The following is a 24,724-nucleotide window of genomic DNA, read 5'->3' on the forward strand; positions in this document are numbered from 1 at the left end:
CTCCCTCTCCTCACCGACCGTCGGAGTCCGCGCCGAGGCAGGCGAGATAGGCGCGCGCCTCGGCCTCCGGATCGGGCCCCCGCATCAGCGCTCCCATCACCGCCACGCCCGCGGCGCCCGCGGCGCGGCAGGTATCTACGCGGCCGACCGTGATTCCCCCAAGGGCGATCACCGGGATGCCGAATCCGGCCGCGGTCGCGAGCGCATCCGGTCCGAGGGCCGGACCGTATCCCGGCTTGCTCGGGGTCGGAAAGATCGGGCTCAGGGTGGCGTAATCGGCGCCGGCCCGCGCCGCCCTCGCGACCTCGTCCGGCGTATGCGCCGAGACCCCGATGCAGCCCGTCGGCAGGTATCGGCGAGCCTCGGCGATGGCGGCGGCCGAGGCCCCGCCAGACAGGTGGACGCCGTCCGCTCCCAGTTCCGCGGCGAGCGCCGCATCGGCGCCGATGGTCAGAACGCCGCCCTCGGCCGTCACGAGGCGCGCGATGTCCCGGGCCAGCGGGCGCCGCGTCTCCCGCGCCAGGTCGCGCTCGCGAAACCAGATCCAGCGGGCGCCGGCACGCAGGAGGCGTTCGAGGGTGTCGCGGAGCTGGCCGGCGGCGTCCTCGGCTGCGCGGGTCGCGCACCGGTCCGTCACCACCAGCAGCCGCGACGGCAATCGGCTCATCGCAGAGCGCCCATCGCCGTGGCGCCGAGAGCGGTCGCGCCGACCGTCCCCCGGTTCACGAGCCCACGAGACCGAGCTGCGGGCTCGACGGCTCGGCGCGGCCCCGCTTCGGAATGCGCCCGGCGAGGTAGGCGTCGCGACCCGCCTGGACGGCGTTGCGCATGGCTCGGGCCATCCGCACCGGATCGTCGGCCTTGGCGACCGCGGTGTTGAGGAGACAGCCGGCGGCGCCGAGTTCCATGGCGATGACCGCGTCGGAGGCGGTACCGATGCCGGCATCGACGATCACCGGCACGGGCGAGCGCCGGCAGATCAGCTCGAGGTTCGCCGGGTTGGCCACGCCCATGCCGGAGCCGATCAGCGAACCCATCGGCATCACGGCGGCGCAGCCGAGATCGGCGAGGCGCTGGCAGACGACGGGATCGTCGTTGCAATAGGGCAGAACGGTGAAGCCGTCGTCGACGAGGTGGCGGCATGCCTCCAGCAGTTCGGCCACGTCCGGATAGAGCGTCTCACGGTCGCCGATGACCTCGACCTTGATCCAGTTCGTGTCGAGGGCTTCCCGGGCGAGCTCGGCGGTCATGATGGCGTCGCGCGCGGTCTCGCAGCCGGCCGTGTTGGGCAGGAAGCGGTGGCCCTTCAGACGGCGCAGGGTGTCGGAGCCGTGCCCCTGCAGCGAGACCCGGCGGATCGAGGCCGTCACGACCTCTGCGCCGGAGGCCGCCACCGCGTCGAAAAGGATGCTCTGGGTCGGGTAGCCGGCGGTGCCGATGAACAGGCGCGAGCCCAGGCTCACGCCCCCGATCGTCAGCGTATCGGTGTCGTTCGCGATCTCGGTCATGTCTAGCCTCCCTGCATGGCGCGGACGATCTCGACCCGGTCGCCGTCGGCGAGGACGGTGGCCGCCCAGTCGCGGCGGCGGATCACGGCGCCGTTCAGCGCGATGGCGATGCCCTGCGGGCCGTCGATGCCGATCTCCTCGGCTTCTTCCCGGAACAGGGCATCGAGATCGGCGGCCGCGCTCTCGCGGGCTTCGCCATTCACCGTGAGCCTCATGCGATGGCCCTCTGCGGCGCGGGCGCGAAGCGAGCGCGACCAAAATCCCGGGCGAAGTCCGGCAACGCCCCCTCGACGACCAGGGCCGCGACCGCATCGGCGGTGGCGGGGGCCAGCAGGTAGCCGTTGCGGTGGTGGCCCGTGGCGACGACGAGGCCGGGTGCCAGCGTGTCGATGATCGGCGCATCGTCGTCCGAGGTTGGCCGGAAGCCGCTCCAGACCGCCTCGACCGCCATCTCCTCGATGCCGGGCAGGACGCGGCGCGCGCCCTCCAGCAGGGCGTAGAGCCCGCCGGCGGTGACGCCGGGCACGAAGCCGCAATCCTCCACGGTGGCCCCGACGACGAGATGGCCGTCGCTCTTGGGCGCCATGTGGACCTGCTCGGTCCAGACCATGTGCGCGAGGGTGCCGGTGCGGGCGGTGGTCCGCAGGGCCAGGGACTGGCCGCGCAGGGGACGAACCGGAAGGGCGAGATGATCGGGCAGGAGTCCCGCCTCCCCGCTCCAGGCGCCGGAGGCGAGCACGACGGTATCGGCCCGGGTCAGCCCCTGATCCGTGTGCACGCCCGTGACCCGGCCGGCGCTCCAATCCAGGGAGCTCGCCGCACAGCCTTCCACGATGACGATTCCGGCGGCGAGGCAGGCGCGCACGAGGGCGGCCATCACCCGGCTCGGGTCGACCTGATGGTCGTGCGGGCAGTACAAGCCGGCGGTGACGGCCGGCCGCAGGCGTGGCTCGCGGGCCCGGACCTCGGCGCTGGTCAGCCAGCGCGCGTCGAGCCCGGAGCGCTTCTGCAGGTCGTGGCGGAAGCGCAGGCGCTCGACCTCGTCGCGGCCGATGGCGAGCACTAGGGTGCCCTCCTCCCGGTAGTCGATGTCGAGCCCGGCTGCATTCTGGAGGGCATCGCGGAAGCCCGGCCAGCGCGACAGGCTCTCCAGGGCCAGGGGCAGCAGCGGGTCGGAGCCGGGCTCGTGCTCGGCTGCGGGCGCCAGCATGCCGGTGGCGGCGAGGCTCGCACCGGCGCCGACGGTGTCGCGCTCCAGCACGGTCACGGACCGCCCGGCCTGCGCCAGGCGCCAGGCCGCCGACAGACCGATCAGGCCCGCGCCGACGACGACCACATCGCTGCGCGCCGAAGCGGCCGCCGCCGGGGGCGCAGCGCCGTGCGTCCGTCGCAGGTTGAGGAAGGAACTCGGGGTCACGTCCAACGCAATCTCCGCAACGGGCGACGAGATTGGTGGGGCTGCAGCTTCGGGCGGTGAAGCGTGCCGGGCTTGAGGAGAAACCCGCGGTCCAATCCCTACGCCGGTATGAACCGGGTCAGGTTCGAAGGATTTCCGCGCCGCCATCCGCGAACGGACGGCCATCGGTTTCTCAGCCCCTTGCCGGGGATCTCCCTGGAACAGCCCTGATGTGGGCCGTCCGAGCGCCGGGGTCAATCCCCGCCTGCGCCGCGCCGGCGCGTCAGGCGGCGGGCGGGCGCACCGGGCGGTAGACGCCCATCGGTTGGGCGAACCCGTCGAGGGCGTGTTCGCCCAGGGGCTCCGGCATGTCCCACAGGAAGTCGACGAAGGGCTTCGTCATCAGGATCGGCTCGCCCAGCGTCCGGTTGAGGCGGGCGACGCGGCTGGCGAGGTTCACGTCGCGCCCGATCACCGTGAAGTCGAGGCGCGCGCCCGAGCCCACGTTGCCGTAGGCCGCCTCGCCGTGATGCAGCGCGATGCCGGCTGCCACCGGGTTGGCGAAGCGCCCGAGCGCATTGGCCTCGGCGAGGGCCGCCATGGCGCTCTGCGAGGCCGTGAGCGCCCCCTTGGCGGCGCCCCCCAGGTCGTCGCCGGGCTCGCGGAAGATCGCCAGCAGGCCGTCGCCGAGATACTTCAGAACCTCGCCGCCCTCGCGCTCGATGGCCGGCACCAGGCAATCGAAGAAGATGTTCAGGAGGTCGACCGCCTCCTCCGGCGTCATGTCGGCGGAGATGCGGGTATAGTCGCGCATGTCGGCGAACAGGATCGCCGAGCGGATGCGCTGGACGTGTCCGCGCCGGATCGAGCCGCCGAGGATCGCCTTGTGCGGCTCGTCGCCGACATAGATGCGCAGGACGTGGTCGAGTTGCTTGTTGACGCTGCGCATCTCCATGACGGCGGCCAGGGTCGGCATGATGAAGCGCAGGATCGCCACGTCCTCGTCGCGAAAGCCGACCTCGGACCGGGTCGCGAACGAGATGCCGTTGCGGGTGCCGTTGGTGAAGAACAGCGGCGCGACGATGTAGTGCCGATAGCCCTCGGCCTTCAAATCGGGGATCACCGCGAAGGCGTCGTCCGGCGTCTCGGCGAGGTCGAGGATCAGCCACTCGCCGGTCTCGTGGACGCGGAAGAACGGACTCTCGCGGTAGGCCTTGTCGGAGGCCTCGCCGTGCGGGAACAGGCGGACGGAGGATCCCGCCTCCCGGGTCCAGAACCGGCCGACGCCGGAATACTCGGAATGCAGGGCGTCGATGGCCGTGGTGGCGCGATCCACCGGCACGTCCAGCCGGATCAGGCGCTCGGCGAGCCCCGAGAGCAGTTCCTCGGCCTTCGGCATCCGCGCGCCCTCGCTCAGCAGCCAGTCGCGCAGCGCCACGCATTCCTGAAGCGCGCCGAACGGGACATCGGCCGCCTCGGAGCCATCGGCTTCGGCGGTGGGGGAAGGCTGGGGCGGGCCTCGATCGAGCATATGGCCAAGGTGGGTTGAGAAGCGGCGTCCGGCAACGGCGACCGTTCGGGTTTCGTGAGTATCGTGCGGGCGTGACCGCTTCAACCGCACAGATTAGGCGTCGAGCACCGACGCCAACGTGGCGACACACGCCTGGCCTGTTCCGTCGATGACTGGTCGCCGGGAGGCGGACCCGAAGCCCGCGCACCGTCGGATGCTGCCCCGTTCCTGTGTCGGCGGCGTGGAAGATCATGAAACGAAAGAGCCGGCCCCCGAGAGGAGCCGGCTCTTCCGGAAGATCGGCGCGCCGGGACGAACCGGCGCGATCGAAGGCTTCAGTTGTCGAGGAAGCTCCGAAGCTTGCGCGAGCGGCTCGGGTGCTTGAGCTTGCGCAGGGCCTTCGCCTCGATCTGACGGATGCGCTCGCGGGTCACCGAGAATTGCTGGCCGACCTCCTCGAGGGTGTGGTCGGTGTTCATGCCGATGCCGAAGCGCATGCGCAGCACCCGCTCCTCGCGGGGCGTGAGCGAGGCGAGCACGCGCGTGGTGGTCTCGCGCAGGTTCGACTGGATCGCCGCATCGATGGGCAGGACGACGTTCTTGTCCTCGATGAAGTCGCCGAGGTGCGAATCCTCCTCGTCGCCGATCGGGGTTTCGAGCGAGATCGGCTCCTTGGCGATCTTGAGGACCTTGCGCACCTTCTCCAGCGGCATGGCCAGCTTCTCGGCCAGCTCCTCCGGGGTCGGCTCACGGCCGATCTCGTGCAGCATCTGGCGCGAGGTCCGGACGATCTTGTTGATCGTCTCGATCATGTGCACCGGGATGCGGATCGTGCGGGCCTGATCGGCGATCGAGCGGGTGATCGCCTGGCGGATCCACCAGGTGGCGTAGGTCGAGAACTTGTAGCCGCGGCGATACTCGAACTTATCGACGGCCTTCATCAGGCCGATATTGCCCTCCTGGATCAGGTCCAGGAACTGCAGGCCGCGGTTGGTGTACTTCTTGGCGATCGAGATCACGAGGCGCAGGTTGGCCTCGATCATCTCCTTCTTGGCCTGGCGGGCTTCGCGCTCGCCCTTCTGGACCATGTTGACGATCTTGCGGTACTCGCCGATCTCCAGGCCCGTCTCCGAGGCGAGGGTCAGGATCTGCTCGCGCAGGCGCGCGACCTCGCTCGAGCCCTTCTCGACGAGGTTCTTCCAGCCGCGGCCGCCGAGGCTGCCGACGCGCTCCATCCAGTTCGGGTCGAGCTCCCAGCCCTGGTAGTGGCGCAGGAACTCGTCGCGGGCGACGCCGTGGCTCTCGGCGTAGCGCATCAGGCGGCCCTCATGGGAGATGAGGCGCTTGTTGATGTCGTAGAGCTGCTCGACCAGGGCCTCGATGCGGTTGGCATTGAGGGAGAGCGACTTCACGTCGGTGACGACGGCGTCCTTCAGCTCGTCCTGCTTGCGCTCCTGCGCAGCCGTGCGGGTGCCGCCCGAGGCCTTGAGCTCGGCATGCTCGATCTGCAGCTTGCGCAGCTTGCGATAGTTGTTGGCGATGTTGTCGAACGTCTCGAGGACGCGCGGCTTGATCTCCGTCTCCATGGCCGCCAGGGAGACGTTGTTCTCCATGTCGTCCTCGTCGTCGCCCTCGGGCGGCGCCGGCGTATCTCCCTCGCTCTCCTCGCCCTCCTCGGCGCCTTCGGCGATCTGCATCGCGTTCTTGGCGTCGGGGCCCGCATAGGTGGCCTCGAGGTCGATGATCTCGCGCAGGAGCACCCGGCCGTCGACGAGCTCGTCGCGCCAGATGATGATGGCCTGGAACGTCAGCGGGCTCTCGCAGAGGCCCGCGATCATCGCCTCGCGACCGGCCTCGATGCGCTTGGCGATGGCGATCTCGCCCTCGCGGGACAGGAGCTCCACCGAGCCCATCTCGCGCAGGTACATACGCACGGGATCGTCCGTGCGGTCGGTGGGCTCCTTGGTCGTCTCGGCGCGCAGGGCGACGGGCTTGGTCGGCGCGATCTCGGCGACCTCGGTCCCCTCGGCGCCCTCCTCGTCGTCGGCCTCGCCGTTGGCCTTGGCCTCCGTCGTCTCCTCGGTTTCCTCCGCCTCGACGACGTTGATGCCCATCTCCGAGAGCTGCGACAGCACGTCCTCGATCTGGTCGGGGTCGGACTGGCCGTCGGGCAGAACCTCGTTGATTTCCTCGTAGGTGATGTAGCCGCGCTTCTTGGCGAGCTTCACCATCCGCTTGACGGAGGCATCCGTCAGATCGAGGAGCGGCCCGTCGGTCTGTTGCTCCGGAGCAGCATCCGTCTCGTCCCGTTCCGTTGCCTTCGTCGCCATGGTCCGCCTATGGTTGTCGTGTCAGCGTCGCGCGGGAGCGTGTCGCTCACTCCGCGTCATCGACGCCGAAATGCATGTGATGTGCGGACCGTCGAAGTGACAGCCGCGTCGATGTCAGATCCCGGTATGCAAGCGAGACGCTTGACCGATTGTTAACCATGAGCCGCCAATGGCGGCCGAATTCGTTCGCGGCGCACGTTTCAGGGTGTCGATGCCTCATCCGCATCCGGCACCACCTCGTCCGCCTCCGCACCAGCGATGACCGCCATACGGGCCTTCACGTCGCACAGCCAAGCGAAGTTCGCCTCCGTCTCGTCCTCGACCAGGGCCCTTTCAGCCAAGCGGAGTTCGCTATTTAGCGCTCCAGACTTGCGGTGCAAGATCACGGCCTGACGCAATGCGTCTTCGAGACGCACAGGATCGGCATGCGCGTCAAGGGTCCATCGGTCTCCCGGACGCACATGGCTGGCCAGCCGGGCGGCCGCTTCGGTGAGGCCGGCCCGCTTGAGCCGGCTTTCCAGAATCTCGAGGCCGGGCCGGTCCGTATCGGCGTGGCTATCGAGGAGAAGGGAGCGCAGCGCCTGCGCATCCGGGTCTCCCAGCTCGAGCTCGGCGAGATCCTCCGCCTCGATCCCGAGCAGCTCGGGGTGGACCAGGAGGCTGGAGACGATCATCGCCTCCCGATCGCGGAACGCCACCGGGCCGGACGCGCTGGTCTCGCCGGCATAGAGTGGGTTGAACTTGGTGGTGATTCGCGGCGAGGGCGGCGGATCGCCCGGACGGGGCTGGCGCTGGAAGGCGGGCCGCGCCGAGGCCGTCCGCGGCTCCCAGGGGCCGCGACGTCCGGAGGCGGCCTGCGGGGACAGGGCGCGCAGGCGGCCCTCGATCTCGTCGCGGTAGAACCCCCGCACCGTCTCGTCGCGGATCGAGGCGACCATCTCGCGGAGCGATTTGGCGAGGCCGGCCCGCCGCTCCGGCGTATCGAGGGGCGCACCATCGGTGGCGCGCGACCACAGCACCTCCACGAGGGGCCGGGCCGCATCGAGAACCCGGTCGATGGCGGACTTGCCCTCGGCGCGCAGGAGATCGTCCGGGTCCTGGCCCTCGGGCAGCATGGCGAAACGCAGGGACTTGCCCGGCGTCAGGCCGGGCAGCGCCACGTCGAGGGCCTTGAAGGCCGCGCGCTGGCCGGCGCCGTCGCCGTCGAAGCACAGGATCGGCTCGTCGGCGTTGCGCCAGAGCAGGCCGATCTGCTCCTCGGTGAGCGCCGTGCCGAGGCCCGCCACCGCGTTGGGATGGCCGGCCAGGGTCATGGCGATGACGTCGACATAGCCCTCGACCGCGATGATCACGCCGCGGTCATGGGCGGGCTTGCGGGCCTGGTGGAGATTGTAGAGCAGCTGCCCCTTGTGGAAGAGCGGCGTCTCTGGCGAATTCATGTACTTCGCCTTGGCGTCCTTCTGCATCGCCCGGCCGCCGAAGGCGATTACGCGCCCGCGCGAATCGGCGATCGGAAACATCACCCGGTCGCGAAACTTGTCGTAAGGCACGCGGATGTCCTCGCCGGCCACCAGCAAGCCCAGCTCGATCATCAGGTCCCGGTCGACGTCCTTGGCGGCGAGGTGGTCGCGCAGGGCGTAGCGGTCGCCCGGGGCGTAGCCGAGGCGGAAGCGGCTCCGGGTCTCCGGGCCGAGCTGGCGCCGGTCGAGATAGGCGCGGGCCTCCGTGCCGGCACGGCCGCGCAGCTGCTCCTCGAAGAAGGCGGCGGCCATCTCCATGACCTCGAGGGCCCCGGCGCGCCGGGTCTCCTGCTCGCGGGCATCGGCGCTCGGCGCCGGCAGAGACACGCCGGCCTCCGCCGCCAGGCGCTCCACGGCCTCCGGAAAGCTCAGGCCCTCCGTCTCCATCAGGAAGGTGAAGACGTCACCGTTCTTGCCGGAGGAGAAGCAGAAATACGCCTGCTTCTGATCGTTCACGTAGAAGGACGGCGTCTTCTCGGCATTGAACGGCGAGAGGCCGCGCCACTCGCGGCCCGCTTTCTTCAGCCGGACGCGCCGCCCGACGATATCGGAGGCGGGCAGGCGCGCACGGATCTCTTCGAGGATGTGGGGCGGGTAACGCACGGCAAGAACCGGACCTCTGCAGCCATCCATCCTAGCGGCTTCAGCTTAAGGAGTCCCCAACGCCGCCGCGCGCTGCCGGGACGCCCTCACGCCTTGGCGTTGAGCGTCTCCTTCACGAGACCGCTCGCCTTGGCGAAGTCCATGCGGCCCGCATAGGCGCCCTTCAGGGCGGCGATGACCTTGCCCATGTCCTTCGGGCCGGCCGCACCGGTCTCCTCCACGGCCTTTTCGATGGCGGCGCGGGTCTCGGCCTCGTCCATCTGTTGGGGCAGGAAGCCGGCGATGATCGCGACCTCGTTGCGCTCGTTCTCGGCGAGCTCGGGCCGACCGCCCTGGTCGTAGACCGCGGCCGATTCGTTGCGCTGCTTGATCATCTTTTGGAGGAGCGCGAGGATCTCCTCCTCGGAGGCCGGCTCCTTGCCGAGGCCGCGCGCCTCGATGTCCTTGTCCTTCAGGGCGGCCTGGATCATCCGGACGGTGGCGAGCTTCGCCTTGTCGCCGGCCTTCATGGCTTCCTTCATCTCGGTGGTGAGACGGGCGCGCAGCATGGTGTCACTCCTGGAAAATGCGGGACCCCGGAGGGCGGATCGACGGCGTGGTCTGCGAATTGCTGCGCGAACCGGGGTTCTTGAGACGCGCCGACGCCGGGGCCACATTGACCCTGACGCGGCGCGCTCGCTATGAGCGCCGCACGACAAGCCACCCGCACGCGCCGCTGAACGGCGCCGGGATCGGCCGGACATAAGCGAGATCACGCCGATGCTGCAAGATGAAGGCGTCCACACGCCTGCCGTGCCCGCGCCCCCCGCTCCCTGGGCCGAGCCCCTGGCCACCGCGCTCCTGGTCCTGGCGGACGGGACCGTGCTGGAGGGATTCGGCATCGGCCAGACCGGAATCGCCGATGGCGAGGTCTGCTTCAACACCGCGATGACCGGGTACCAGGAGATCCTGACCGATCCGTCCTATGCCGGCCAGATCGTCACCTTCACCTTCCCGCATATCGGCAACACCGGCACCAACGACGAGGACCTCGAGAGCCTCGACGCGGCGCCGGCCTCCGGTGTCCGCGGCACCGTGATCGCCTCGGCCGTCACCAACCCGTCGAACTGGCGCTCGTCGAGCCACCTCGATTCCTGGCTGAAGGCCCGGGGCATCGTCGGCATCACCGGAGTCGACACCCGGGCGCTGACCGCGCTGATCCGCGACAACGGCATGCCGAACGCCGTCATCGCCAACGATCCGGAGGGCCGCTTCGACCGGGAGGCCCTGAAGGCCCGCGCCGCGGCGCTGGCGCCGATGGAAGGCCTCGACCTCGTGCCGCCGGTGACCAGCCGGGCGCGTTCGGAGTGGTCGCAGACCACCTGGGGCGTGAAGACCGGCTACGGCGACCGCAAGCCCGGCACGGGCCTCAAGGTCGTGGCGATCGACTACGGCGTGAAGCGCAACATCCTGCGCCTCCTGGCGGAGGCCGGCTGCGACGTCACCGTGGTGCCCGCCACGACGACGGCCGAGGAGATCATGGCGATGAAGCCGGACGGCGTGTTCCTGTCGAACGGCCCCGGCGACCCGGCCGCCACCGGCGCGTACGCGGTCCCGGTGATCCGGGCGTTGCTGCAGGAGAAGGTGCCGACCTTCGGCATCTGCCTCGGGCACCAGCTGATGGGCCTGGCGCTGGGCGGCCGCACCGTGAAGATGGCCCAGGGCCACCACGGCGCGAACCATCCGGTGAAGGACAAGACCACCGGAAAGGTCGAGATCGTCTCGATGAACCACGGCTTCGCCGTCGACCCGGCGAGCCTGCCCGAGACCGCGCTCGAGACGCATGTCTCCCTGTTCGACGGCTCGAATTGCGGCCTCAGTCTGACGGACCGCCCGGCCTTCTCGGTGCAGCACCATCCGGAGGCCTCGCCCGGCCCGCGCGACAGTCACTACCTGTTCGAGCGCTTCGTCGCCCTGATGAAGGCCGGCAAGCCCGAGACCCTGGTCACCACGGCCGACTGATCCCGACGGCCGGCGGGGCCCATCCCCCTGCCGGCCGTCGCGGCGCCTGCAGGCCAGATCTGCACGCAGGCGATGCGAACCGCGAAATGGTTCCCTGGCCGTCACAAAAAATCCGGCATTTCCGGGCATCCCGGCATCGTTAACGGCTCGCTAAGGACGGCGTTCGAAGATCGCCGCCGAGCCGATTCCGATGCTGGCCGGAGATTTCCACATGACGTTCGACGACGCGCGCGACGACTTCTCGCGCCTGCATCGCCTCTTCACGTTCCATCTCGGCGTGGCCGTCGGCCTCGCGTGGATGACCGCCCTGTATTCGGCCTGCTACGCTCCCTGGGTCCGCAACATTCGCGCGCTGATCGACCCTATGACCGGCCTCGACCGCGTCGAGAGCACCTGGTCCTTCCTGTTCGCGCTGCCGGTGGTCATGACGCTCGCCTGGATCGGCCTGTATTTCGGCCGCGAGATGCTGCGCCGCAGCCAGACCCTCTCCAACGCGGCCCTGGAATTCGCCGCCGCGGCCGTGGTCGCCTTCGGGGTGTTCTACCTGTCCATCGACCGCGCCGTCTCGGCCCTGTACCTGGGCTTCTGAGACCCGCCGGCGCTTCACCGTCCGCCCGCGCCCTTCCAATGGCCGCGGGCTGCGTGTAAGTGCCAAGATCAACGATAATCCACGCCGCCAGCGCCCCCAGACCCGTGCCGCTTCTCCGGCACCGGCCCTGGCCGGGCGCGCGTGCTTGCAGCCAAGGCGCCCGATGCCGAAACGCACCGACATATCCTCGATCCTGATCATCGGTGCGGGGCCGATCGTCATCGGCCAGGCCTGCGAGTTCGATTATTCCGGCACCCAGGCCTGCAAGGCGCTCCGCGAGGAGGGCTACCGGATCGTACTGGTGAACTCGAACCCGGCCACGATCATGACCGATCCGGACATGGCCGACGCCACCTATGTCGAGCCGATCACCCCCGAGATCGTCGCCAAGATCATCGAGAAGGAGCGCCACGTCGTTCCGGGCGGCTTCGCCCTGCTCCCCACGATGGGCGGCCAGACGGCGCTGAACTGCGCCCTGTCGCTCAAGAAGATGGGCGTGCTGGAGAAGTTCGACGTCCAGATGATCGGCGCCACCACCGAGGCGATCGACAAGGCGGAGGACCGCCACCTCTTCCGCGACGCGATGACCAAGATCGGCCTGGAGACGCCCAAATCGGCGCTCGCCAACGCCTCCGCGGCCAAGAAGGCCGACCGCGCGAAGTACCTCGCCGAGATCGCCCGCATCGAGGCGGCCAACGAGGGCGAGGCCCGCACCGCGGCGCTCGCGGCCTTCGAGAAGACCTGGCACCGGGGCGAGTCCGAGCGGCGCAAGCGCTACGGCGAGCACGCCATCGGGCAGGCGCTGATCGCGCTGGCCGAGGTCGGCCTGCCGGCGATCATCCGCCCCTCCTTCACCATGGGCGGCACCGGCGGCGGCATCGCCTACAATCGGGAGGAGTTCCTGGACATCGTCGAGCGCGGCATCGACGCCTCGCCGACGAACGAGGTCCTGATCGAGGAGAGCGTCCTCGGCTGGAAGGAATACGAGATGGAGGTCGTTCGCGACAAGAACGACAACTGCATCATCGTCTGCTCCATCGAGAACATCGACCCGATGGGCGTCCATACCGGCGATTCCATCACCGTCGCGCCGGCCCTGACGCTGACCGACAAGGAATACCAGGTGATGCGCGACGCATCGCTCGCGGTGCTGCGCGAGATCGGCGTCGAGACCGGCGGCTCGAACGTGCAGTTCGCCATCGACCCGGCCACCGGCCGCATGATCGTCATCGAGATGAACCCGCGCGTCTCGCGGTCGTCTGCGCTGGCCTCGAAGGCCACCGGCTTCCCCATCGCCAAGGTCGCGGCCAAGCTGGCCGTGGGCTACACCCTCGACGAGATCGCCAACGACATCACGGGCGGTGCGACCCCGGCCTCGTTCGAGCCGTCGATCGACTACGTCGTCACGAAGATCCCCCGGTTCGCCTTCGAGAAGTTCCCCGGCGCCGAGCCGACGCTCACCACCGCCATGAAGTCGGTGGGCGAGGCCATGGCGATCGGCCGCTGCTTTGCCGAATCGCTCCAGAAGGCCCTGCGCTCCCTGGAGACCGGCCTCACCGGCCTCGACGAGATCGAGATCGAGGGCCTCGGCAAGGGCGACGACCACAACGCGATCAAGGCGGCGCTGGGCACCCCGACGCCCGACCGGCTGCTGAAGGTCGGCCAGGCGCTGCGCCTCGGCGTCAGCCACGAGGAGGTCCATGCCTCCTGCAAGATCGATCCGTGGTTCCTGGAGCAGCTGCAGGCGATCATCGACCTCGAGAACCGGGTCAAGGCGCACGGCATCCCGAACACCCCCGGAGCGCTGCGACAGCTCAAGGCCGCCGGCTTCTCGGACGCGCGCCTCGCCGTGCTCGCCAAGACCGACGAGGACAGCGTGCGGGCCGCCCGGCGGGCGCTCGGCGTTCGCCCCGTCTTCAAGCGCATCGACACCTGCGCGGCCGAGTTCCAGGCTCCCACCGCCTACATGTACTCGACCTACGTCGCGCCCTTCGCCGGCGCGGTGGTGGACGAGGCGCGGCCCACCGACGCCAAGAAGGTCATCATCCTCGGCGGCGGCCCGAACCGGATCGGCCAGGGCATCGAGTTCGACTATTGCTGCTGTCACGCCTGCTTCGCGCTGTCCGAGGCCGGCTACGAGACCATCATGGTCAATTGCAACCCGGAGACGGTCTCGACCGACTACGACACCTCCGACCGGCTCTACTTCGAGCCGCTCACCCAGGAGGACGTCCTCGAGATCATCGAGACCGAGCGCCAGGCCGGCACGCTCCACGGCGTCATCGTGCAGTTCGGCGGCCAGACCCCGCTGAAGCTGGCCCGCGCGCTGGAGGCCGCCGGCGTGCCGATCCTCGGCACCTCGCCGGATGCCATCGACCTCGCCGAGGACCGCGACCAGTTCAAGCGTCTCCTCGACAAGCTCGGCATGAAGCAGCCGAAGAACGGCATCGCCTACTCGGTGGAGCAGAGCCGCCTGATCGCCTCCGACCTCGGCCTGCCCTTCGTGGTGCGCCCGAGCTACGTGCTGGGCGGCCGCGCCATGGCGATCATCCGCGACGAGGCGCAGTTCGCCGACTACCTTCTCGACACCCTGCCGAGCCTGATCCCCTCGGACGTCAAGGCGCGCTACCCCAACGACAAGACGGGCCAGATCAACACGGTGCTGGGCAAGAACCCGCTCCTGTTCGACCGCTACCTGTCGGACGCCACCGAGATCGACGTCGACGCCATCTGCGACGGCAAGGACGTCTTCATCGCGGGCATCATGGAGCACATCGAGGAAGCGGGCATCCACTCGGGCGACTCCGCCTGCTCGCTGCCCTCGCGCTCGCTCTCGCCGGAGATCATCGCCGAACTCGAGCGTCAGACCCGGGCCATGGCCCTGGCCCTGAAGGTCGGCGGCCTGATGAACGTGCAGTACGCGATCAAGGACGGCACCATCTACGTGCTGGAGGTGAACCCCCGCGCCTCGCGCACGGTGCCCTTCGTCGCCAAGGTGATCGGAGACCCGATCGCCAAGATCGCGGCCCGCGTCATGGCCGGAGAGTCGCTCGCGAGCTTCGACCTGAAGGCGAAGGTGCTGGATCACATCGCGGTCAAGGAGGCGGTGTTCCCCTTCGCCCGCTTCCCGGGCGTCGACGTGCTGCTCGGACCCGAGATGCGCTCCACCGGCGAGGTGATCGGCCTCGATTCGAGCTTCGGCGTCGCCTTCGCCAAGAGCCAGCTCGGCTCGGGTACCCTCGTGCCGAAGGGCGGCGCGGTCTTCGTCTCGGTGCGCGACGCCGACAAGGAGCGCATCCTGCCGGCGATCCGTCTGCTCTCGGAGCTCGGCTTCACCATCATCGCCACCGGCGGCACGCAGCGCTACCTGGCCGATCAGGGCGTGGCGACGGAGCGGGTGAACAAGGTGCTGGAGGGCCGGCCGCACGTCGTCGATTCGATCAAGAACGGCGACATCCAGCTCGTCTTCAACACCACCGAGGGGGCGGGCGCCCTGTCGGACTCGCGCTCCCTCCGGCGCGCGGCCCTCTTGCATAAAGTGCCGTACTACACCACTCTTGCAGGAGCGATGGCTGCGGCCGAGGGGATCAAGGCCTATCTCGGAGGCGATCTTAAGGTGCGCGCCTTGCAGGAATACTTCGCGGCCTGAAGTCTCACGCGGCTCCCGTGTCGATCGGGAGCCGTGCTGTTGGCGGTTCAGGAGTAACTTACTCTGGCCCGGAAGGAGCGGCGTGCTCCTGGCCGGGCTTATTCATTGTGGCGCGAGACGATGACGATAGACAAGGTTCCGATGACGGTGCGCGGTTACGCAGCGCTGGAGGAGGAGTTGAAGCACCGCCAGCAGGTGGAGCGCCAGCGGATCATCCAGGCCATCGCCGAGGCCCGCGCCCTCGGCGACCTGTCCGAGAACGCCGAGTACCATGCCGCCAAGGAGGCGCAGTCCCACAACGAGGGCCGCGTCCTCGAACTGGAGAGCATGATCTCACGCGCCGAGGTGATCGACGTCTCGAAGCTCTCGGGCACCAAGATCAAGTTCGGCGCCACGGTGAAGCTCCTCGACGAGGACACCGAGGAAGAGAAGACCTACCAGCTCGTCGGCGAGCCCGAGGCGGACGTCCGCTCCGGCCTGGTCTCCATCACCTCCCCGATCGCCCGCGCGCTGATCGGCAAGGGCGTCGGCGACACGGTCGAGGTGACGACGCCGGGTGGCGGCAAGTCCTACGAGGTCGTCGCCGTCCAATACGGCGGCTGAGGCTCCGATGCGGCCGGGCCTTCTCCGGGCGGCTTTCGCGCTGCTCGGTCTCCTCGCCCTGCCCGGAGCGGCCCGGGCCGAGGACCTCCCGAGTCTCGGGGGCGAGCGCCTCTCCGGCATCCAGGTCGATGTCCGGCCGCTGATCGCCCTCGGCGGCGGCACTCCGGCGCTCGACCTGCGCGAGGATCTGCTCGCCGCCCTCCGCACCGCGTTCGCCGACCGGCTCGGCGGCCGCGGTCCTGTCCTGGTGGTGCGGATCAAGGGCCTGTCGATCAATCCCTATGCCGGCGGCGACGGGGGACGCGGCCGCCTCGGCGGCGGAACTCAGAGCGACTACCTCGACGGCGAGGCCCTGCTCGTCGGACGCCGGGGCGAGGTCCTCGCCCGGCACCCCCAGCTCTCCGCCCTGCCGTCGAGTTCGGGCGGCGCCTGGTACGACCCGGCCTCCGAGCGCCGCCGGGTGACCGCCATCGCCCAGCATTATGCGGGCTGGCTGCGGCGTGCCCTCCCCCAGGATTGAGTGGACGGCCCCGCGGATGAGTCCGCCCGAGGATTGACCTGGATCACCTGATGTCGGCAGCGTCCGCGATGCCTTCCCCCACCGGCGCCTCAGCGCCGCTTCCCGAACTCAACCAGGCCCGGACCTGGATCGTCACCGACGGCAAGGCGGGCGACGAGAACCAGTGCATCGGCCTCGCCGAGACCCTCGGCCTGCCGTTCGAGCTCCGTCGGATCGCACCCCGTCCGCCCTTCGGCTGGATGGCGCCCTGGGGGCCGACCGACCCGCGGGATCGGCCGGGCAACCCCCGCGGGATCCTCGCCGGCTCCCTCCCCGACCTGCTGATCGCCTCCGGCCGCCGGTCCGTGCCCTACCTGCGGGCGGTGCGTGCCGCCTCGCGGGGCCGTACCTTCACGGCCTTCCTGAAGGACCCGCGCATCGGGCACGACTCGGCGAACTTCGTCTGGGTGCCGGATTACGACGACCTGCGCGGCCCCAACGTCTTCACCACCCTGACACCGCCGCATCAGGTCACGCCGGAGCGCCTGGCCGAGGCCCGCGCGAACCCGGACCCGCGCCTGTCCGCCTTGCCCTGGCCGCGCATCGCCGTGCTGATCGGCGGCGACAGCCGGCATCTCAGCTACCGCCCGGCGGACATGCGCCGGCTCCTGCGCGACCTCGACAAGCTCACCGACGGCGGCTGCTCGCTGATGGTGACGGTGTCCCGGCGCACGCCGCAGAACCTGCGCGAGGCCCTGCGGACCATGGTGGCCACCAAGGGCGGCTTCTTCTGGGACGGCGGCAGCCTCAACCCTTATGTTCCGATGCTGGCGATCGCCGATTCGATCGTCGTCACGTCGGATTCCGCCAACATGGTGGGCGAGGCCGTGAGCACGGGCGTCCCCGTCCTCCTGTTCGACCTGCCCAAGACCTATATCCGTCACAGGCGGCTCTTCGCCGGCCTCGCGATGGCGGGGGCCCTGAAGCCCTTCGTCGGCCGCCTGGAGGAACTTCACTACCAGCCCCTGGATGCGACCCCCGTCATCGCAGGCGCGATGGCCAAGGCCTATGCCGATCACCGCGCGCGATGGGCCTGAAGGAGACGAGAGCGATGGCGCACACCCATTCCAAACTCATCATCATCGGCTCCGGTCCCGCCGGCTACACGGCCGCGATCTATGCCGCCCGCGCCATGGTCGAGCCCCTGATGATCTCGGGCTTCCAGCCCGGCGGCCAGCTCATGATCACCACCGACGTGGAGAACTATCCGGGCTTCGCCGAGGCGATCCAGGGCCCCTGGCTGATGGAGCAGATGCGCCTGCAGGCTGAGCATGTCGGCACCAGGATCGTGTCCGAATACATCACCAAGGTCGATCTGAACGTGCGGCCCTTCCGGCTCGAGGCCGATTCCGGCGAGACCTACTCGGCCGACGCGGTGATCATCGCCACCGGCGCCCAGGCGAAGTGGCTCGGGCTGCCCTCCGAGGCCAAGTTCCAGGGCTTCGGCGTTTCGGCCTGCGCCACCTGCGACGGCTTCTTCTTCCGGGGCAAGGAGGTCGTGGTGGTCGGCGGCGGCAACACCGCCGTGGAGGAGGCGCTCTACCTCGCCAACCTCGCCTCCAAGGTCATCGTCGTCCATCGCCGCGGCGAGTTCCGCGCCGAGCGCATCCTGCAGGAGCGCCTGTTCAAGCACCCCAACGTCGAGGTGGTGTGGCACCACGCGGTCGAGGAGATCTGCGGCAGCGAGAAGCCGCCTTCGGTGACCCATGTGCGCCTGAAGGACACCCGCACCGGCGAGATCACGGAGCACAGGACGGACGGCGTCTTCATCGCCATCGGGCACCAGCCGGCCACCGGGATCTTCGAGGGCCAGCTCGCCATGCGCGACGGCGGCTACATCGACACCGCGCCGGGCACCACCCACACGGCGATCCCCGGCGTCTACGCGGCGGGCGACGTCACCGACGACGTCTACCGCCAGGCGATCACCGCAGCCGGCATGGGCTGCATGGCCGCCCTCGACGCCGAGAAGTACCTAGCCGCGCTGGAAGTCGGCGAAACACCCCAGCAAGCGGCCGCCGAATAGGAAGATTCTGGCGGACGACGACGCCATGCGTCTTGCGCGCGGCGTCAAGACAATCGCAAGGTCGAACCAATAACCTAGGCGCTGACGGCATGGGCCGTCGGCGTCACCCGCATGACTCGCTCCTTCCCGGCCCGCGCCGCGCGCGCACGGGAACGGTCGGGCCGCTCGGGCCTGGCATGGACGTCCGGATCGCGGCTCGGCGGGACGGGAGGCATGGTCAGCCGGCGTCGGGTTGCGTACGGGAGTGGACGCCTTGGACTGGGACAAGATCCGCATCTTCCTCAACGTCGCGGAAGCCGGCAGCTTCACGCGGGCCGGCGACGACATCGGCCTGAGCCAGTCGGCGGTGAGCCGGCAGATCAGCGCCCTCGAACGCGAGCTCAAGGCGCCGTTGTTCCACCGCCACGCCCGCGGCCTGATCCTGACCGAGCAGGGCGACCTGCTATTCCGCGCGGCCCGCGACATGAAGCTGCGCCTGGAGAACACGAAGGCGCGCCTGGTCGAGACCAGCGAGCGACCGACCGGCGATCTCAAGGTGACGACCACGGTGGGCCTCGGCACCGCCTGGCTCGCCCAGCGCATCGCCGAATTCCTCGACCTCTACCCGGACGTGCGCGTCGAGCTCATCCTCACCAACGAGGAGCTCGATCTCGCCATGCGCGAGGCCGATGTGGCGATCCGCATGCGGCGCCCGGCCCAGCCGGACCTGATCCAGCGGCGCCTGTTCACGGTGCACTACCACGCCTTCGCGTCGCAGGATTACGTCAAGCGCTTCGGCGAGCCGAAATCCATCGCCGACCTCGACAATCACCGCCTGGTCTCGTTCGGCGGCAACGAGCCGTCCTACCTGCTGGCGACGCACTGGCTCTCCACCGTCGGCCGCGAGGGCCAGGAGCGGCGGACGATCCATTTCACGGTCAACAACATCACCGCCCTGCAGCAGGCCATCGACACCGGCGCCGGCATCGGCATCCTGCCCGATTACGCGGCCGAGGGTCAGGCCGGCCTGGTGCAGGTGATGCGCGAGACCGAGATGCCGCACATGGAGAGCTATCTGGTCTACGCCGAGGAGATGCGCACCGTCGCCCGCGTCCAGGCGTTCCGCGACTTCCTCGTGGCCAAGGCCCAGCGCTGGACCTACTGAGTGCGGATGCGGGACGGGGTGGTCCGCCGCCCCGCCCGCCCCATCGTGACGGTCAGACGAACAGGCGCTCCTTCTCCAGCCCCTTGTAGAGGCCGGCGACCTGCTCCCCGTAGCCGTTGTAGATCAGGGTCGGCACGCGCTGGTCGGTGCCCAGCACCCGCTCCGTCGCCTGGCTCCAGCGCGGATGCGACACGGCCGGATTGACGTTCGCCCAGAAGCCGTACTCGGCCGCCTGCAGCCCTTCCCAGAAGGTCTTCGGCCGCTCGGCCACGAACGAGATCTTGGTGATCGATTTCACCGACTTGAAACCGTACTTCCACGGGACCACGAGGCGGATCGGCGCGCCGAACTGGTTGGCGAGCGGCTTGCCGTAGACGCCGGTGGCCACGAAGGCGAGGTCGTTGCCCGCCTCCTCCAGGGTCAGCCCCTCGGTGTAGGGCCAGGGATACAGGAAGGACTTCTGCCCCGGCGCCATCGCGCGGTCGAGGAAGGTCTGCATCTGGATGTACTTCGCGCCCGCGGTGGGTTTCGCCAGGGCCACGAGCTTCGCCAGTGGGAAACCGGTCCAGGGCACCGACATCGACCAGGCCTCGACGCAGCGGTGCCGGTAGAGGCGCTCCTCCAGGGGCATCTTGCGGATCAGGTCGTCGATCCCGAGGGTCATCGGCTTCTCGACGAGGCCGTCGATCGCCACCGTCCAGGGCCGCGTCTTCAGGGCGTTGGCGGCTGGGAGAACCGACTTCGAGGTGCCGTATTCGTAGAAGTTGTTGTAGTCGGCGCTGAACTTCTCCGGCGTGAGCGGCCGGTCGAGGGTGTAGGCCTCGTTGCGCTTGGCGGGATAGAGGTCGGCGGTGGGGTCGGAGGCCGCCAGCGCGCCCTCCGTGCCGATCAGCGAGGCTGCCGCCAGGCCCGCCGCGCCGCCGAGGAGGCGCCGGCGGTCGAGGAAGACGCTCTCCGGCGTCGCGAGGTGTTCGGGCATCTCCCATGCCTGGTTGCGCCTGATATGCATGTCGATCCCTCCGTGCGGCGCGAATCGCGGCGCGCCGGCCTGTTGCCCTGACATTGGCCGGACGCGGCGAGCGCGCAAGACGGCCCGATGTCACCCGTCTCCGATGGCCCTCTTCGCCGGAGGGTGGGCTCGGGTTACGGGCGGCCGGACGTCACGGCGGGGGCGGATCGTCGCGCAGGGCCCGGCGCAGCACCTTGCCGACATTGGTCTTGGGCAGGGCGTCGTGGAAGACGACCCGGCGCGGCACCTTGTAGCCGGTGAGCTGCGAGCGGGCGAAGGTCCGCAGCGCGTCGGTGGTCATCGCCTCGTCCTTGCGCACCACGTGGGCCACGACCATCTCGCCGGTCTCGTCGTTGATCGCCCCGACCACGGCGCATTCGAGCACGCCCGGATGGCTCGCGAGCACGTCCTCGATCTCGTTCGGGTAGACGTTGAAGCCCGAGACCAGGATCATGTCCTTCATCCGGTCGACGATGCGGACCTGTCCGTCCGGGTTCAGCACCGCCACGTCGCCGGTGCGGAAATAGCCGTCGGCCGTGGTGGCCCGGGCGGTCTCGTCCGGGCGCTTCCAGTAGCCGGCCATGACCTGGGGCCCGCGCACGCAGAGTTCGCCGGGTTCGCCGATCGCCACCTCCCGGCCGTCGAGGCCGCGGATCGAAACGTCGGTCGAGGGCAAGGGGTAGCCGATGGTGCCGCTCCAGGCGGCGAGGTCCGGCGGGTTGACGCAGACCACCGGCGAGGTCTCGGACAGGCCGTAGCCCTCGACGATGGCCCGGCCGGTGATCGCCTTCCACTTCTCGGCGACGGCGGCCTGCACCGCCATGCCGCCGGCGATGACGAAGTCGAGCTTCGAGAAGTCGACTTCGCCGATCCTCTGATGGTTGATCAGCAGGTTGAACAGGGTGTTCACCCCGGAGAAATGGGTGAAGCGCGTGCCCTTCAGGGTCTTGATGAAGCCGTCCGCGTCGCGCGGGTTGGCGATCAGCAGGCAGCAGCCGCCCACCTTCATGAAGAAGAAGAAGCAGCAGGTCAGCGCGAAGATATGGTAGAGCGGCAGCGCCGTCACCATGACGCGCGTCTCGCCGTCCTCCGCGGAGATGCGGAACCAGACCCGGCTCTGCTCGACATTGGCCATGATGTTGCGGTGGGTCAGCATCGCCGCCTTGGCGACGCCCGTGGTGCCGCCGGTATATTGCAGGAACGCGAGGTCGTCCGGGCGCACGGGCACGCGAACCTTGGGCTTGCCGGTGCCCGCGCGGATCACCGCGTCGAAACGGACCGCGCGCCCGTCCGGGAAGCGATAGGGCGGGACCGCCTTCTTGACGTGGCGCGAGATCAGGGTGACCAGCCGTCCCTTCAGGCCGAGGCCGTCGCCGGGTCCGGCCAGGACGATCCGGTCGAGGGCGAGGTCCGGCAGGGCCTGCATCACCGTATGGGCGAAGTTCTCGAGCACGAAGAGGATGCGGGCGCCCGAATCGTTCAGCTGCGCCGTCAGCTCGCGCGGGGTGTAGAGCGGATTGACGTTGACGACGGTGCAGCCGGCGAGCAGCACACCGAAGATCGTCGCCGGGTAGGCGGCGACGTTCGGCATCATGATCGCGACCCGGTCGCCCTTGGCGAGGCCCTGCGCCGCGAGCCATGCCGCCACGGCCTCGGAGCCGGCCCCGAGGGCGGCGTAGGAAATGCGGGCTCCGAAACTCTCCAGGGCGGGGCGTGGCCCCGAGCGCGCCATGCAATCCTCGAACAGGTCGACCAGCGTTCCGAGGCGGTCGATGTCGAGGTCCGCCGGGACGCTCGGCGGATAAGCGGACAGCCACGGGCGCGCGGCGCTCCGGGATACGGGCATGTATCTCCTCCCTGTGATGCGACCCGGCGGCTTCCTGCCTCCTTAGTTCACATCTAAACCATCCTCGGCCATCCGAGCGGCGGGATCAAGCGGCGGCGCGGGACGGACGCCGACGATCCTGCCGCGTCATCACTGCGTTGCAACTCAGGTGCGGCAGAAACGCGATGCACGCCAGGGCACCGGCTAACAGGGCATCCCCGATCGTCATCGGCCGGCGCGGCCAGATGCCGAAACCCGCCAGGTGGGCGAGGCCCAGCACGCCCAGGGCGAACCAGAGGGCGAGATACCGGAGCAGGAAGTCGACCGCGGCCCGCAGCCGGCGTCGGGGCCGGGAGGCCCGCGCCGGTCGGTTGCCGATGAGCAGAGCGCCGAGGCCCAGGACGCTCCCGAACATCGTGGCGGCCAGGGCCGAGCCGAGGGCGAAGGCGGCCGGCATCGGCTGCTGCGTGATGAAGGCGGTGCCGCCGCTGGCGAAGGCGAGGCGCAGGGCCACGCCCCCGAAGGTGGGATACAGGCAGATTGCCAGGAACAGCACCAGGGCCAGCGCGCCCCCGACGAGCCGACGGGGCCAGCCGGCCGGACCCGGCCGGACGATCCGCAGGCCGAGACAGGCGAGCCCGTAGACGATCGCCACCGCGAAGAGCGGATAGCGATCGAGGAAGAAGCCGTAGAAGCGGGCCTCGAGCTCCGGCGGCAGCACCGTCCGCTGGTCGAAGCCCGTGGCGAAGGCGACGGCGATCGCGAGGATCGCGGCTGCCAGCGGGAACAGGGCCGGCAGCACGGGCCTCAGGCCTCGTAGTTGTCGCGCACCAAGCGGTCGAGCAGGCGCACGCCCCAGCCCGCACCCCAGCTCCGGTTGATCTCGCTCGCCGACGAGGACATCGCGACGCCGGCGATGTCGAGATGGGCCCAGGGCACGTCGTTGACGTAGCGCTTCAGGAAGGAGGCCGCGGTGGCGGCACCGCCATGGCGGCCGCCGGAGTTCTTCATGTCGGCGAACTTCGAGTCGATCGCCTTGTCGTAGGCCGGGATCAGCGGCATCCGCCACACGGCCTCGCCCGTCGCCTCGCCGGCCGCCGTGATCTTGGCCGAGAGGGCGTCGTCGTTGGAGAACATCCCGGCGATGTCCTGGCCCAGCGCCACGATGATCGCGCCCGTCAGGGTGGCGAGATCGATCATGAACTTCGGCTTGTAGGAGCCCTGGATGTGCCAGAGCACGTCGGCGAGGACGAGACGGCCCTCGGCGTCGGTGTTGATGATCTCGATGGTCTGTCCCGACATCGAGGTGATGATGTCGCTCGGGCGCATGGCGTTGCCGTCGGGCATGTTCTCGACGATGCCGATGGCGCCGACGACGTTGACCTTCGCCTTGCGGCTGGCCAGCGCGTGCATCGTGCCGACGACGCAGGCGGCGCCGCCCATGTCGCCCTTCATGTCCTCCATGCCGCCGGCGGACTTGATCGAGACGCCGCCGGAATCGAAGCACACGCCCTTGCCGATGAAGGCGATGGGCGCCTCCGAGGGATCGGCGGCGCCGTTCCAGCGCATCACCACGACGCGCGCCTCCCGGGTCGAGCCCTGGGCCACGGCCAGCAGGGCGTGCATGCCGAGCGCTTCGAGCTTGCCGGGGCCGAGGACCTCGACCTCGACGCCGAGCCGGGTCAACGCCTCGGCGCGGCGGGCGAACTCCTCCGGGTAGAGGACGTTCGGCGGCTCGTTGATCAGCTCGCGGGCCAGGATCACGCCGTCGGCGACGGCGTCCGCGACCTTGGCGGCGGCCTCGGCCGCGGCGACATCGGCCACCATCAGGGTCAGGGCCGTGCCCTTGGCGTCCTCGCCCTCGGGCTTCTTCTTGGTCTTGTAGCGGTCGAAGCTGTAGTGGCGCAGGCGGGCGCCGAGGGCGAAGTCGGCCGCGTTCGCCGCGGAGACGTCGAGGCCGGCGAAGATCAAGGCGGCATGGGCGCTGCGGCCCGAGACCTTGCTGGCGGTGAAGCCGCCGAGCGCCGGCCAGTCGATCTTGGCGCGGTCCTTCTCGGAGCCGAGGCCGATCACGACCAGGCGGTCTGCGTCGAGGCCGGCCGGCGCGGGCAGGGCCAGGGCCGACAGGGACTTGCCCTTGAAGCGCTCGCCGGCCGCGGCGCGGGCGACGAGATCGGCCACCCCGCCGCCGATCGCCTGGGCCACGGCGGGAGCCAGGGCGAGATCGTCGCCGACGAAGAGGACGACGTCGCCCCGGCCCACCGGGCCGAGGGGCCCGAACGCGATCGAAATTCCGTCCGCCATGACGCTAGCTTTCCGAGGATTGGACTCGAACGAACCATGCGTTCGAAGTGGTGCGTGCAAGATGTGCGGAGCGGCACGGCATCGGACGTGTCACCTCCGGCGCTTCTGTGTACCTGTTGAGGCAGAGAACGCAACGCGACCGGACGGC

Annotated in this window: 20 protein-coding genes and 1 riboswitch; of the genes, 8 read left to right on the forward strand and 12 right to left on the reverse strand. The window is 69.6% G+C overall.

What is annotated here, in order from left to right:
* Nucleotides 1-10: 10 nt before the first annotated feature.
* From AC3WLN_RS01045 to AC3WLN_RS01080, 8 genes are all read right to left on the reverse strand, one after another.
* Nucleotides 11-667, reverse strand: coding sequence for a thiamine phosphate synthase (locus tag AC3WLN_RS01045; protein WP_492478992.1), 657 nt, complete (start codon nt 665-667; stop codon nt 11-13).
* Between the two features lie 55 nt (nt 668-722).
* Entirely contained in the window at nt 723-1,508 is a 786-nt protein-coding gene (locus tag AC3WLN_RS01050; protein WP_463770141.1) for a thiazole synthase, read from the reverse strand.
* Between the two features lie 2 nt (nt 1,509-1,510).
* Complete coding sequence (gene thiS, locus AC3WLN_RS01055; RefSeq protein ID WP_492478994.1) at nt 1,511-1,723, reverse strand: sulfur carrier protein ThiS; 213 nt, start codon at nt 1,721-1,723, stop codon at nt 1,511-1,513.
* The gene (thiO, locus tag AC3WLN_RS01060; RefSeq protein ID WP_492478995.1) at nt 1,720-2,925 is read right to left on the reverse strand and encodes a glycine oxidase ThiO; all 1,206 of its coding nucleotides are present in this window, start codon (nt 2,923-2,925) and stop codon (nt 1,720-1,722) included. Before thiO ends, thiS begins: the two co-directional genes overlap by 4 nt.
* A gap of 77 nt (nt 2,926-3,002) precedes the next feature.
* Nucleotides 3,003-3,131: riboswitch (TPP riboswitch) on the reverse strand.
* 56 nt (nt 3,132-3,187) lie between these two features.
* Nucleotides 3,188-4,435 carry an adenylate/guanylate cyclase domain-containing protein gene (locus AC3WLN_RS01065; protein ID WP_492478997.1) on the reverse strand — a complete coding sequence of 416 codons (1,248 nt, stop codon included), beginning with the start codon at nt 4,433-4,435 and terminating at the stop codon, nt 3,188-3,190.
* 314 nt (nt 4,436-4,749) lie between these two features.
* Nucleotides 4,750-6,744 (reverse strand): RNA polymerase sigma factor RpoD, encoded by a 1,995-nt coding sequence (gene rpoD, locus AC3WLN_RS01070; RefSeq protein WP_492478999.1) that lies wholly within the window; start codon nt 6,742-6,744, stop codon nt 4,750-4,752.
* 200 nt (nt 6,745-6,944) lie between these two features.
* On the reverse strand, nt 6,945-8,867 hold the full coding sequence (dnaG, locus tag AC3WLN_RS01075; RefSeq protein WP_492479001.1) for a DNA primase: 1,923 nt from the start codon (nt 8,865-8,867) through the stop codon (nt 6,945-6,947).
* Nucleotides 8,868-8,953: 86 nt separating this feature from the next.
* Nucleotides 8,954-9,415 (reverse strand): GatB/YqeY domain-containing protein, encoded by a 462-nt coding sequence (locus AC3WLN_RS01080; protein WP_463770153.1) that lies wholly within the window; start codon nt 9,413-9,415, stop codon nt 8,954-8,956.
* Between the two features lie 211 nt (nt 9,416-9,626).
* On the opposite strand from AC3WLN_RS01080, the gene carA reads away from it, so the two are divergent.
* The 8 genes from carA to AC3WLN_RS01120 all read left to right on the forward strand — a co-directional run bounded on the left by carA (nt 9,627) and on the right by AC3WLN_RS01120 (nt 19,438).
* Nucleotides 9,627-10,868, forward strand: coding sequence for a glutamine-hydrolyzing carbamoyl-phosphate synthase small subunit (carA, locus tag AC3WLN_RS01085; protein ID WP_492479002.1), 1,242 nt, complete (start codon nt 9,627-9,629; stop codon nt 10,866-10,868).
* Between the two features lie 211 nt (nt 10,869-11,079).
* Nucleotides 11,080-11,457 (forward strand): hypothetical protein, encoded by a 378-nt coding sequence (locus AC3WLN_RS01090; RefSeq protein WP_463770157.1) that lies wholly within the window; start codon nt 11,080-11,082, stop codon nt 11,455-11,457.
* A 163-nt stretch (nt 11,458-11,620) separates the two neighbouring features.
* Nucleotides 11,621-15,106, forward strand: coding sequence for a carbamoyl-phosphate synthase large subunit (gene carB / locus AC3WLN_RS01095; RefSeq protein WP_492479003.1), 3,486 nt, complete (start codon nt 11,621-11,623; stop codon nt 15,104-15,106).
* Nucleotides 15,107-15,232: 126 nt separating this feature from the next.
* Nucleotides 15,233-15,709, forward strand: a complete 477-nt coding sequence (gene greA / locus AC3WLN_RS01100) for a transcription elongation factor GreA (RefSeq protein WP_181017364.1) — start codon at nt 15,233-15,235, stop codon at nt 15,707-15,709.
* A 7-nt stretch (nt 15,710-15,716) separates the two neighbouring features.
* The gene (locus tag AC3WLN_RS01105) at nt 15,717-16,229 is read left to right on the forward strand and encodes a hypothetical protein (RefSeq protein WP_492479004.1); all 513 of its coding nucleotides are present in this window, start codon (nt 15,717-15,719) and stop codon (nt 16,227-16,229) included.
* 50 nt (nt 16,230-16,279) lie between these two features.
* A complete protein-coding gene (locus AC3WLN_RS01110) occupies nt 16,280-17,305 on the forward strand; it encodes a mitochondrial fission ELM1 family protein (protein WP_492479005.1) in 1,026 nt (341 codons plus the stop codon).
* 14 nt (nt 17,306-17,319) lie between these two features.
* Nucleotides 17,320-18,294, forward strand: a complete 975-nt coding sequence (gene trxB, locus AC3WLN_RS01115) for a thioredoxin-disulfide reductase (RefSeq protein ID WP_492479006.1) — start codon at nt 17,320-17,322, stop codon at nt 18,292-18,294.
* A gap of 253 nt (nt 18,295-18,547) precedes the next feature.
* Complete coding sequence (locus AC3WLN_RS01120; RefSeq protein ID WP_463770167.1) at nt 18,548-19,438, forward strand: LysR family transcriptional regulator; 891 nt, start codon at nt 18,548-18,550, stop codon at nt 19,436-19,438.
* Between the two features lie 52 nt (nt 19,439-19,490).
* Here the strand turns inward: AC3WLN_RS01120 and msrP are convergent, their stop codons facing one another.
* From msrP to AC3WLN_RS01140, 4 genes are all read right to left on the reverse strand, one after another.
* Nucleotides 19,491-20,447 (reverse strand): protein-methionine-sulfoxide reductase catalytic subunit MsrP, encoded by a 957-nt coding sequence (msrP, locus tag AC3WLN_RS01125; RefSeq protein WP_492479007.1) that lies wholly within the window; start codon nt 20,445-20,447, stop codon nt 19,491-19,493.
* 151 nt (nt 20,448-20,598) lie between these two features.
* Nucleotides 20,599-22,293, reverse strand: coding sequence for an AMP-binding protein (locus tag AC3WLN_RS01130; RefSeq protein WP_492479008.1), 1,695 nt, complete (start codon nt 22,291-22,293; stop codon nt 20,599-20,601).
* 85 nt (nt 22,294-22,378) lie between these two features.
* Nucleotides 22,379-23,074, reverse strand: coding sequence for a hypothetical protein (locus tag AC3WLN_RS01135; protein ID WP_492479009.1), 696 nt, complete (start codon nt 23,072-23,074; stop codon nt 22,379-22,381).
* Nucleotides 23,075-23,079: 5 nt separating this feature from the next.
* Nucleotides 23,080-24,576: a leucyl aminopeptidase gene (locus AC3WLN_RS01140; RefSeq protein ID WP_492479010.1), complete on the reverse strand. Its 1,497-nt coding sequence runs from the start codon at nt 24,574-24,576 to the stop codon at nt 23,080-23,082.
* Nucleotides 24,577-24,724: the final 148 nt, after the last annotated feature.

This window comes from Methylobacterium sp. FW306-05-D (genome assembly GCF_058782155.1).